10 protein-coding genes are annotated in these 10586 nt (G+C 71.2%); 1 reads left to right on the top strand and 9 read right to left on the bottom strand.

The window, feature by feature from the left end:
* Positions 1-178: 178 nt before the first annotated feature.
* From M4J07_RS20075 to M4J07_RS20030, 9 genes are all read right to left on the bottom strand, one after another.
* Entirely contained in the window at positions 179-1030 is an 852-nt protein-coding gene (locus M4J07_RS20075; RefSeq protein WP_255973823.1) for an isoprenyl transferase, read from the bottom strand.
* Positions 1031-1073: 43 nt separating this feature from the next.
* Positions 1074-1823, bottom strand: coding sequence for a DNA repair protein RecO (gene recO, locus M4J07_RS20070; RefSeq protein ID WP_255973821.1), 750 nt, complete (start codon positions 1821-1823; stop codon positions 1074-1076).
* Between the two features lie 135 nt (positions 1824-1958).
* Positions 1959-2174: a hypothetical protein gene (locus M4J07_RS20065; RefSeq protein ID WP_255973819.1), complete on the bottom strand. Its 216-nt coding sequence runs from the start codon at positions 2172-2174 to the stop codon at positions 1959-1961.
* 501 nt (positions 2175-2675) lie between these two features.
* Positions 2676-3806, bottom strand: coding sequence for a PP2C family protein-serine/threonine phosphatase (locus M4J07_RS20055; protein ID WP_255973817.1), 1131 nt, complete (start codon positions 3804-3806; stop codon positions 2676-2678).
* 372 nt (positions 3807-4178) lie between these two features.
* Entirely contained in the window at positions 4179-4985 is an 807-nt protein-coding gene (locus M4J07_RS20050; protein ID WP_255973815.1) for a dienelactone hydrolase family protein, read from the bottom strand.
* A gap of 74 nt (positions 4986-5059) precedes the next feature.
* Complete coding sequence (locus M4J07_RS20045) at positions 5060-5518, bottom strand: MarR family winged helix-turn-helix transcriptional regulator (RefSeq protein ID WP_255973813.1); 459 nt, start codon at positions 5516-5518, stop codon at positions 5060-5062.
* A 27-nt stretch (positions 5519-5545) separates the two neighbouring features.
* Positions 5546-6001, bottom strand: a complete 456-nt coding sequence (locus tag M4J07_RS20040) for a MarR family winged helix-turn-helix transcriptional regulator (protein ID WP_255973811.1) — start codon at positions 5999-6001, stop codon at positions 5546-5548.
* Positions 6002-6082: 81 nt separating this feature from the next.
* Positions 6083-7993, bottom strand: coding sequence for a beta-galactosidase (locus M4J07_RS20035; protein WP_255973809.1), 1911 nt, complete (start codon positions 7991-7993; stop codon positions 6083-6085).
* A complete protein-coding gene (locus tag M4J07_RS20030; RefSeq protein ID WP_374215062.1) occupies positions 7990-8736 on the bottom strand; it encodes a FadR/GntR family transcriptional regulator in 747 nt (248 codons plus the stop codon). Before M4J07_RS20030 ends, M4J07_RS20035 begins: the two co-directional genes overlap by 4 nt.
* Positions 8737-8922: 186 nt before the next feature.
* On the opposite strand from M4J07_RS20030, the gene M4J07_RS20025 reads away from it, so the two are divergent.
* Positions 8923-10548 (top strand): ABC transporter substrate-binding protein, encoded by a 1626-nt coding sequence (locus M4J07_RS20025; RefSeq protein WP_255973805.1) that lies wholly within the window; start codon positions 8923-8925, stop codon positions 10546-10548.
* Positions 10549-10586 lie beyond the last annotated feature (38 nt).

Here is a 10586-nt window from a genome sequence, read left to right as displayed (position 1 = left end):
GCTAGGGCCTGTCTCCCAGATCCCTCCTGCCCCGCGACGCCTGGCACGCGCTCTCGCCGCACCGGGCACAAGGCCAAGTACATCCAGTACGAGGCCTTGAGCCCGGCACACCGAGAGCACGCACCAGACGCCGCGGGGCCCGCCCTTCGGGCGGACGGAGGGACCTGGGAGACAGGCCCTAGCCCTGCGGGTCCTCGGGTTCCTGCCTGCCCTGCATGGCGAGGAGCTCCTCGTTCGGGATCGCGCCGCCGAAGCGCCGGTCGCGGGAGGCGTACTCGAGGCAGGCGCGCCACAGGTCGCGGCGGTCGAAGTCCGGCCACAGCACGTCCTGGAAGACCATCTCCGCGTAGGCGCTCTGCCACAGCAGGTAGTTGGAGGTGCGCTGCTCGCCGCTGGGGCGCAGGAACAGGTCCACGTCCGGCATGTCCGGGTAGTAGAGGTACTTCGCGAAGGTCTTCTCGCCGACCTTGGACGGGTCGAGGCGGCCCGCCTTCACGTCCTCGGCGATGGCCTGCGCGGCGTCGGCGATCTCGGCGCGGCCGCCGTAGTTCATGCAGAAGTACAGGGTCAGCTTGTCGTTGTCCTTGGTCTGCTCCTGGGAGATCTCCAGCTCCTTGGCGACCGACTTCCACAGCTTGGGCATCCGGCCCACCCAGCGCACGCGCACACCGAGCTCGTCGAGCTGGTCTCGGGTCTTGCGGATGAAGTCCCGGTTGAAGTTCATGAGGAAGCGGACCTCGTCGGGCGAGCGCTTCCAGTTCTCCGTCGAGAACGCGTACAGGGAGATGGCCCCCACGCCCATCTCGATGGCGCCCTGGAGGACGTCGAGGACCCGCTCGGCGCCGACCTTGTGGCCCTCGGTGCGCGGCAGTCCGCGCTCCTTCGCCCAGCGTCCGTTGCCGTCCATCACGATGGCCACGTGCTCGGGCACCAGCTCGCCCGGGATCTTCGGCGGCCGCGCGCCCGACGGGTGCGGTTCGGGCGCTGTGTACTCACGGCGGTTCCGTCCGAGGATTCCGCGACGTGCCATGTTCCGGCCTCTCCCCTAGCTCAGTCTCAGCTGCCAGCTCGCGCTAGCTCTTCTCTACGTACCGCAGCGAGCGCAGGCCGCGCTCCAGATGCCAGTGCAGGTACGCCGACACCAGCCCACTGCCCTCCCGGACGAACCGTGCCTCGCACGCGTCCGCCGTCTCCCAGTCACCGGTCAGCAGCGCGCCGAGCAGGGTGAGGGCCTGCGGTGAGGGTACGACGCTGCCCGGTACCCGGCAGTCGACGCAAACCGAGCCGCCCGCGCCGACCGAGAAGAACCGGTTCGGACCGGGCATTCCGCACTTCGCGCAGTCGCCGAAGGTGGGCGCGTAGCCGTTCACGGCGAGGGAGCGGAGCAGGAACGCGTCGAGGATGAGGTGCGGCTCGTGCTCGCCGCGGGCGAGTGTGCGCAGGGCTCCGACGAGCAGCAGGTACTGCTGGACGGCCGGTTCGCCCTCGTGGTCGGTGAACCGTTCCGCCGTCTCCAGCATGGCCGTGCCCGCGGTGTAGCGGCCGTAGTCGGTGACGATCCCGCCGCCGTACGCGGCGATGGTCTCGCTCTGCGTGCACAACGGGAGCCCGCGTCCGATCAGTTCGCTGCCCCGAGCGAAGAACTGCACGTCGACGTGGGAGAACGGTTCGAGCCTCGCCCCGAACTTGGACTTGGTGCGGCGCACGCCCCGGGCCACGGCGCGGACCCGGCCGTGGCCGCGCGTGAGGAGGGTGATGATGCGGTCGGCCTCGCCGAGCTTCTGGGTCCGCAGGACGATCCCGTCGTCCCTGAAGAGACTCATCGCACACCCCCGGGGGCAGCGTCGTCGTCTTCCCGGTCCAGGCTCATGCCTCCCATTCTCCCTCACCCGGGGAGGCGGCAGGGGCGCGGCCGGGGCTTGCGGCCCGCTCCGGCCATGACCTGCGCCACACCGGCGCTACGGCACCTCGCCCCGGCTGCGTCTGTTGGCGTACGCCGTCGCGGCGCGCAGCCGCTCCGTGGTCGTCGCCTCGCGCAGCTCCTCGGGGGGACAGTCCCACTCCCGGCCGCCGCCGAAGGGGCGCAGCTGCACGTACGGGCCCTCGTGCCCCATGACCCGCCCCACCTGACCGGTGCTCGTGTCGACCGCATACGAACCGATCGGTGGCTTCATCGGGTGGCGCTCCTGTCGTCGGGACCTGGGAGGAGTACGGCGGCGAGCCGGTCCGCCGCGTCAACCGAACAACGCCCGGATTCCACCGATGGACACGGGGCCGTCCGCGCGATTGACTCCCGGTCCGGTCCGGGCGAAGGCAGCACAATTCCCGCCCTCGCGAGTGCGGCTCGCAATTTCTCCACCATTTCCTCGGCTTTCTCCACGCGCAGCACGGCATGGTTCTCGGTGCCCCTCACGTGGTTCCCCTGCCCGATTCGATTTCACGCTTCGCACCTCGGCGGCGGCGTCACATCTCTAGAGTGGGGGGAGGTCTGTGCACTACAAGGTGGGTGCGGTAGCGGTGAGTTGGCTGCGGCGGGGCGGCCCGGGAGTTTTCCGGAATCGGGCTGAATCGATTCCGTCCGGAGGCCGGTCCCGCACAAGTCGAACGGGGAATAGGCGTTTTCGTTTCGGACGGACCGATCGTGACTTCCGGTTCGAACAGCTAATTCGTAAGCATCAGTTGACCGTCGCCCGGATGATTGACGAAGTGCCGTGTTCCGCTGATACGGATGCCGACTGTTCACACAGGACGAGCGCCACGTCGTCGTGCAGCGGGCCGCCGCCCGTGTGGGTGGTGAGCGCCGCGTACAGGGCGTCCAGGGCTTCGGGCAGCCTCAGTTCCGCCAGGGCCGACGCGCCGCTGCGCAGGAGCGGGAAGTCGGTGCCGCCGGCGTCCTTGGCCTCGGTCAAGCCGTCCGTGTAGAGGAGGACGCGGTCGCCCCGCTGCAGCCAGCAGCGGCGCTGGCCCGGGCGGGTGCCGAGGCCCAGCGGGCGGGCCGGGGCGACCGGTTCGAGGAGGGTGGGCCGGCCCACGCCGACCCGCAGGGGCGCCGGATGACCGCAGTTGACCAGGCGCACCTCACCGGGCGCGAACTCGGCGAAGATCCCGGTGACGAAGTCCTCGGGGCCCAGGTCCGGCGCGATGCGGGCGTCGAGGTGCACGGCGAGGTCCGTGAGGCGCGGGGTGACGTAGGCGAGGTCGCGGAAGCCGCCGGCGACCGCCGCCGCCGTGCGCACCGCGTCGAGGCCGTGACCGCGCACGTCGCCGATGAACACCCGTAGCCCGTAGGGCGTGTTGGCGATGTCGTAGACGTCGCCGCCCACCGTCTCGGGGCTCAGGGGGCAGTGGTGGCGGGTGGACACGTCGACGTCGCCGATCCGCGCGGACACCGGGCGCAGCAGCGCCCCCTGCGCCACCTCGGCGACCTCGGTGGCCCGGGCCAGGGCGGCCGCGCGGGTCGCGGTCAGGTCGGCGATCCGGATCGCGACCCAGCCGCCGGCGAGCAGGACGAGGTACTCGAGGGCGAGCGCCGGGTACGCCGCGTGGTGTCTGACAGTGCCCGCCACCCCGGCCAGGGCCACGCTCCACAGCACCGCCGCGGCCGTGGCGCGCACGCCCAGCCAGGCGCAGGCCAGGAGGGGGCCGATGAGCAGCACCGCGACCGCGGCCCGCCAGGCGTCGGCGAGTGCGGCGAGCGCGGTGCACAGACACAGGACGGCGCCGAGTGCGCCCGCCGTGTTCGAGGATCCGGAGCCGCCGCCCCGCCGTCGGCCCCGGTCGCCCTTCCGGTCCTTCCGTCCGCCCATGCCGGGCCCTCCGTCCTGTGCGCCCCGCCATGGTGAACAGCCACTATGACCCCAACGGCACTGGTGGCTCGACCCGTTGACCGCCCAGGCCCGGTGTCGACCGCTATTGATCCGCGGACGTCCGTTTCCGTCCGGCCTGCCGGGAACGCGCCGGTGCACTCGCTCACCTTGCGCCATGCACCGAGGCAGCCGCGGGACAGGCGGAGCGCCGTCGCAGGCATGGGGCGGGGTAGGCCTTCCCGTGGAGACGACCAGATCCATCGGACGGAAGGCCTAACTGGCGTATCCGGCGAGCGAGTTGACCGATGCCCGGCTGCTCACGCGCACCGGGGCGGGCGGCGCCGGTAGGACCCGGCTGAGCGCGCGGCGTGGTCAGCCGGTGCCGCCCCGCAGTTCGGTGCGGAACAGGGCGACGACCCGCTCCCACGACGCGTCCGCCGCGACCTTGTCGTAGCCGGTGTGGCCGGGGAAGAAGAAGGCGTGCGCGGCGCCCGGGTGGACGGTGACCTCGTGGCGTACGCCGGAGTCGGCGAGCGCCCGGCGGACCTCCGCCACCTGCGCGGCGTCGATGACGTGGTCGTGTTCGGCGTAGAACAGGGCGAGCGCCGTGCCGGCGGCGGCGATCCGGTGGGTCTGGTCGACCAGGGGGCCGGGGCGGCTCAGCGCGGTGCCGGGCGTCGTCAGCCACCCGGGGTAGTAGACGGCGACGGCGGCCAGGTCGAGGCGGGTCGCCGCGAAGTAGGCGATGTGGCCGCCGAGGGAGAAGCCGAGCATGCCGGTGCGGTCGGCGGCGCCCGCGTGCCTGCGGGCGTGGGCGGCCGCCGCCCGCAGGTCCGCCTCGACCTCGTCGCGGGTGAGGCGTGCGACGAGGTTGAAGGCGTGCGTGCGGTTGGCGTCGGAGCGCGGGAAGCCGCGGGCCGAGTCGGGGTCGGCGCGGTGGTAGAGGTTCGGGACGACCGCCACGTGTCCGTGGGCGGCGAGGCGGCGGGCGACGGTCCGCGCGTCCTCGTTCACGCCCCACAGTTCCGGTCCCACGAGCACCACCGGATGGTTTCCGGGGGTGCTCGGGCGGGCCAGGCAGACGGTCATGCGGGTGATCGATCCGGGGACGGACACGTCCCGTCGTTCGACGATGACTTCGCTGAATCCGGTGGCATCGAGTTCGCGTTCGTACGTCACGGCCGGACTGTGCCACGACACGCCCCGACGCGCAGGGATTTGACCGGATACGGACCTCGGCGGGCGGTGTCCCGTCAGGCGGCGGCCTCGTCCGCCGCCAGCGCCGCGTTCGCCTGCTCGGTGAGGCGGATCAACACCTGGGCCGCGGCGGCGAGTTCGTCGTCGGGGATGTTCGCGTAGACCTGCTCGGCGATCCCCGCGACGGCCTCGGCGAGCCGCTCCTGGAGGGCACGGCCGGTCTCCGTGAGCAGCAGGTCGGGCCGGTCGCCGGGGCCCGTCTCGACGAGTCCGGCCGCGACGAGCTCCGCGAAGGCGGCGTGCGCCACCTCGGCGGTGACCTTCGTGGTGCCGGTCATCCGCTCGACGAGCGCCTGGCGGCCCCACGAACCGCCGTGCTGCGCGAGGACGTTGAGGACGAGGGACTGGTTGAAGGTGACGCCTTCGCGGGTGAGGCGGCGGTCGAGGAGGGCGCGGGTGGCGTAGAAGGCCTGGCCGATGATCTGGCCGTTGAGGCGGGGTGCGGTGGTGGTCACGTCGTACTCCTTCACCTGGTCGGGTGTTCAGGTCGTCAGGGGGACGTCCAGCAGTGCCGTCAGCTCGGCGGTGAGGACCCGGGTGCGCTCGCTGTCCGGGCCGCCCAGCGGTTCGAAGAGCCGGGCGATCAGGCGCTGTACGACCCCGATGGCCCGCTCCGCCACGGCCTGCCCCTCGTCCGTGAGCGCGAGCCGCACGGCGCGGCTGTCCGCCACGTCGCGCGGCCGCTCGATCAGCCCGTCACGCTCCAGGGAGCGGGCGAGCTTGGACACGTACAGGGCCTCGAGCCCGGTGTGGTCGGCGAGTCGACGCTGGCTGGGCGTCTCGCCGGCCTGCCGCAGGCCGTGCAGGGAGGACAGCAGGGCGTACTTGGCGTGGGTCAGGCCCAGCGGGGCCAGTTCGCGGTCGATGGCGACGCGCACCTTCGTGGACAGGCGCCAGACGAGGTAGCCGGGCGTCGGACCGGAAGCCGAGTTGCTCATACCGAATAATGTACATGGCGATAGTAGCCATGGCTACTAAATAGGCCGATGCGGCCGCCCGATCAGGGCGGCCGCCCCCGCCTAAGGAGCCTTGACCAGCACGTCGACCGTGCGCGCCGCTTCGTCGATGACGATCGTGTAGCGCGTCCCGTCGGCGCCGACGCGGCGCCGTGCCTGCATGCCGTCCGGCAGGTCGGGCAGCACCGGGCGGACGCCCGCCTCGGCGCGGATCCGGTCCACCAGGTCCCGCATCGCGGCCGGTTCGGGCCGCATGCCGAGGTACCAGGCGGTGCCGTCGCCATAGGCGTGCCGGGTGACGGCCGGGCTGCCGTCCTTGAACGACAGGACCTGCTGGGCGCCCTCCAGGACGATGTCCTCGGCCCAGCCGCCGTCCGGGCGCGGGTCGAACTCCTCGACGCGCAGGCCGAGCAACTCCCGGAAGGGCGCCGGGTATCCGCCGAGGTGCACGCGGTCGTGCTCGTCGACGATCCCGGAGAAGTACGACATGACGAGGGTGCCGCCGCCGTGCACGTACTCCCGGACGCGGGCCGCGGTCGCCTCCGACACCGAGTAGAGGTTGGGGACGAGGAGCAGCCGGTACGGGGCGAGGTCGGCGTCCACCGGGACGACGTCGCAGGCCACCGACGCGTCGTACAGCGGCCGGTGATGGGCGAGCGCGGCGTCCAGGAACGTGACGTCGGCGCTGGGGTGGGCCTCCTGCTCCAGCGCCCACCAGTTGGGCCAGTCCATCAGGAGCGCGGCGTCGGCGCGCTCCGGCCGGGAGCCCAACAGGCCGGGGGTGGCGGCCAGTTCGGCGCCGAGCCGGGTCACGTCGCGGAAGGTCCGGGTCTCGCCGCCGCCGTGCGGAACCATCGCCGAGTGGAACTTCTCCGCGCCACCGCGCGAGGCCCGCCACTGGAAGAAGAGGACCGAGTCGGCGCCGTGGGCGACCGCCTGCCAGCTGTCCAGCTCCATCCGCCCGGCCGGCTTGCGGCCGTTGCGCTCGCGCCAGTTGACCGCGCCCGGCGCCTGCTCCAGCAACAGCCACGGCTGCCCGCCGCGCAGGCCGCGGATCACGTCGTAGGAGAACGCGGTGCGGTGGAAGGAGTCCGGATCGTGCGGGTCGGGATAGGAGTCGTACGACACGACGTCCATCTCGGCGGCCCACCCGAACAGGTCGAGGGTCGGCGCGATCGGCACGAAGTTCGTCGTGACCGGTACGTCGGGGGTGATCCGGTCGAGGACGGCCTTCTCCGCCCGGTAGCAGTCGAGGAGTTCGTCGGAGGAGAAGCGCAGGTAGTCCAGGCGCTGTCCCGGGTTGCGGAAGGAGGGCGCCGTGCGCGGTGTCCCGATCTCCTCCCAGTCGCCGTAGCGCTGCGACCAGAAGTCGGTGGACCAGGCCGAGTTGAGGGCGTCGAGCGATCCGTCGTAGCGGGCGCGCAGCCAGGTGCGGAACGCCGCAGCGGACACCTCGCAGTGGCAGTGCCGGGAGACGTGGCAGCCGAACTCGTTCCCGACGTGCCACAGAGCGAGGGCCGGGTGGCCGGCGTACCGCGTCGCCACCTGCTCGACCAGGCGCGTCGCGTACGTACGGAAGACGGGGCTGGAGGGGCACCAGTGCTGGCGCGAGCCGGGGTGCAGCCGCGTGCCGTCGGCGAGCACGGGGAGCGTCTCGGGATGCAGCCTCGCCAGCCACGGCGGCGGCGAGGCGGTCATCGTGGCGAGGCTGACGGCGATGCCGGCGTCGGCGAGCCGGTCCAGGTGCGGGTCGAGCCAGCCGAAGTCGTACGCACCGGGGGACGGCTCGGCCGTGGCCCAGCCGAAGATGCCCAGGGTGACGAGATTGACGCCCGCCCGCGCCATCAACTCGCGGTCCTCCGCGTGGACTTCGGGGCCCCACTGCTCGGGGTTGTAGTCGCCGCCGAAGCCGAGCGAGCCGAGCCGGTCGTAGAAGTGCCGCAGCCGGTCCCCCGCCTCGTCCCGTGGGGTCACTGCACCCCCCTCGTCTCCTGCTCCGCGCGTTTCTCGATGCCGCGGAAGTGGGTGGCCATGGCCTCCTGCGCGCGGGCCGCGTCCTGCGCGCGCAGCGCCGTGACGATGGCGCGGTGCCGGTCGACGGTGACTTCGGGGGCGGGGTCGCTGGACCACTGGCGGACGCCGGCGACCCGGTCGAAGACGTTCCAGAAGGCGCCGAGCAGTTGCGGGATCAGCTCGTTGCCGAGCGGGCTGTAGAGCGTCTCGTGGAACTCCCGGTCGAGATCGGCGAAGGGCTCGTCCGCCTCGCCCGCCGCGCCCATCTTGCCGACGATGACGTCGAGTTGGTCGAGCACCTCGACGGGCAGCGGACGCGCGGCGAGCCGCCGGATCAGCCCCTCCTCCAGCACCTCGCGGACCTGGAGGATCTCGGCGAGCGCGTGCGCGTCGTCGGCGGGGCGCAGCAGGGTGCGGAAGGTGAGGCCGTCGGCGAGCGGGGTCAGCGAGGCCTGGCCGACGTAGGTGCCGTAGCCGTGTCTGATCTCCACGATGTCGAGCGCCTGCAGCGCCTTGAGCGCCTCGCGCACGGAGTTTCTGCTCACGCCGAGCGATTCCATCAACTCGGCTTCGGTGGGGAGCAGTTCACCTGGACGCAGTCCCGTGTCCAGGATCAGTTGCATCACCGCACGCTGGACCTGGTGGCCGACGCGGGGGTGCCGCACGGCCGGGCGGCTGCTGGGCTCGTCTGACATGCGCCGCATCGTAAGGGCTGTGGACGTCCCACGTCCCACCTCGGGCAGAAAGATCTGCCGGAGGACTTGTGTGCGGGTTGCTGCGCGATCTCTTGACCGGCCCCGCGCCCCCTCTTATGGTCACGTCGCTACCAAGACGTAGGACGTTGGATCTCTGGAACTCCCTTACGGGGGCTCTCCCTTACTGGAGGCACCATGAGCGACCACGACACCGGCCGCCGCTCCTTCCTCAGGTACACCGGCGCCCTCGGCGCGGCCGCCGCCATCTCCACGTCCCTGTCGGCCTGTTCGTCGGGACCCAAGTCCACGAACGACACGGGCGACGACGGGGGCAAGGGCGGGTCCGCCTCCCTGACCGCCGTGATCGGCTACGGGAACGACGGCAGCTGGGACCCCACGCAGACCGCGTCCGCGTTCGCGATGGCCGGCAACCACCACATCTACGAGGGGCTGGTCGACACCGACCCGATCACCCGCGCCCCCTACCCGGCGCTCGCGACGGCGGCCCCGGACGCGGCCCAGCTCAAGTCCACGTCCTGGAAGTTCACGCTGCGCTCGGGCGCGAAGTGGCACGACGGCAAGCCGGTCACCGCCGACGACGTGGTGTTCGTCTTCGACCGGATCCTCGACCCGAAGACCCCGTCGCTGGCCAAGGGCTTCTTCGAGAGCTGGCTGAAGGAGGTCAGGAAGGTCGACGCCTCCTCGGTCGAGCTGGTCCTGAAGTTCCCCTTCCCGGACGGCGTCGCCCGCCTCACCCTCGCCAAGATCATGCCGAAGCACGTCTTCTCGAAGCCGGGCGCGTGGGACGAGGCGATGAAGGGCAAGGCGGTCGGCTCGGGCCCGTACCGGCAGACCTCGCACCAGCCGAAGACGAACACCACCTTCGAGGCGTTCGACGACTACAACGGCCCGCGCAAGCCCGCCTTCCGGAAGATGAACTGGCTGACCATCGTCGACGCGGCGCCCCGCGTCGCGAAGATCTCCGGCGGCAGCGCCGACGCGCAGATCGCCGACAACATCCCGTACGCCAACATCCAGACCCTGGAGAAGGGCGGGCTCACCGTCGAGGGCGGCGCCGGGATGAACAACCTGTTCCTGATGTTCAACACCGCGCACAAGCCGTTCGACGACGTCCGGGTGCGCCAGGCCCTGCACTACGCGATCGACAAGAAGAAGATGATCGACGTCGCGCTCAAGGGCCACGGGAAGGCGGCGAGTTCGTTCCTCAACGAGGACAACCCGACGCACCGCGCCGCGAAGACGGTCTACGACTACGACCCGGCCAAGGCGAAGAAGCTGCTGAAGGAGGCGGGCGTGAGCGGCCTCAGCATCAGCCTGATGGCCGTGAACGTGTCCTGGATCGCGGACTGCCTGCCCACCATCAAGGCATCGTGGGACGCGATCGGCGTGAAGACCACGCTCGACGTGCAGGAGACCACCGCCGTCTTCACGAAGATGGACCAGAAGAAGGACTACCAGGTGGTGGCGGCCGCCTCGAACCCGAACCAGTTCGGCCTCGACGCCGACCTGATCATGCACTACAACTACGGGCCCACCAATCTCTGGATGGGCTACGCCCGGTGGGCCGACAACTCCACGGCCAAGCAGCTCTTCAAGCAGATGGACCAGGCCACCCGGGAGCCGGACGCCGCCCGCAAGAAGACGATGATCCAGGACTACCTCGACCTCGTCGCCGAACAGGCGGTCATCTACCCCGTCGTGCACAACGAGCTGATGACGGCGTGGGACCCGAAGAAGATCACGGGCATCCAGGCGCAGCCGTACCCCGGCATCAACGTCCTGAAGGCCGAACCGGCGTAAGTCCCGCACCACCCGCGCTACGTAAGGGAGTTCACGCC

Origin of the sequence: Streptomyces longispororuber (assembly GCF_024448165.1) — a bacterium.
GTDB classification, from domain to species: domain Bacteria; phylum Actinomycetota; class Actinomycetes; order Streptomycetales; family Streptomycetaceae; genus Streptomyces; species Streptomyces longispororuber_A.
Note: the sequence above shows the minus strand (reverse complement) of the source record. Positions and strands in the feature narration are given on the sequence as shown.

Bases quoted from the DNA above. Each gene is read 5' to 3' on its own strand.
- M4J07_RS20065 (WP_255973819.1), bottom strand. From the start codon at position 2,174: ATGAAGCCACCGATCGGTTCGTATGCGGTCGACACGAGCACCGGTCAG.
- recO (WP_255973821.1), bottom strand. From the start codon at position 1,823: ATGAGTCTCTTCAGGGACGACGGGATCGTCCTGCGGACCCAGAAGCTC.
- M4J07_RS20055 (WP_255973817.1), bottom strand. From the start codon at position 3,806: ATGGGCGGACGGAAGGACCGGAAGGGCGACCGGGGCCGACGGCGGGGC.
- M4J07_RS20040 (WP_255973811.1), bottom strand. From the start codon at position 6,001: ATGAGCAACTCGGCTTCCGGTCCGACGCCCGGCTACCTCGTCTGGCGC.
- M4J07_RS20075 (WP_255973823.1), bottom strand. From the start codon at position 1,030: ATGGCACGTCGCGGAATCCTCGGACGGAACCGCCGTGAGTACACAGCG.
- M4J07_RS20025 (WP_255973805.1), top strand. From the start codon at position 8,923: ATGAGCGACCACGACACCGGCCGCCGCTCCTTCCTCAGGTACACCGGC.
- M4J07_RS20030 (WP_374215062.1), bottom strand. From the start codon at position 8,736: ATGCGGCGCATGTCAGACGAGCCCAGCAGCCGCCCGGCCGTGCGGCAC.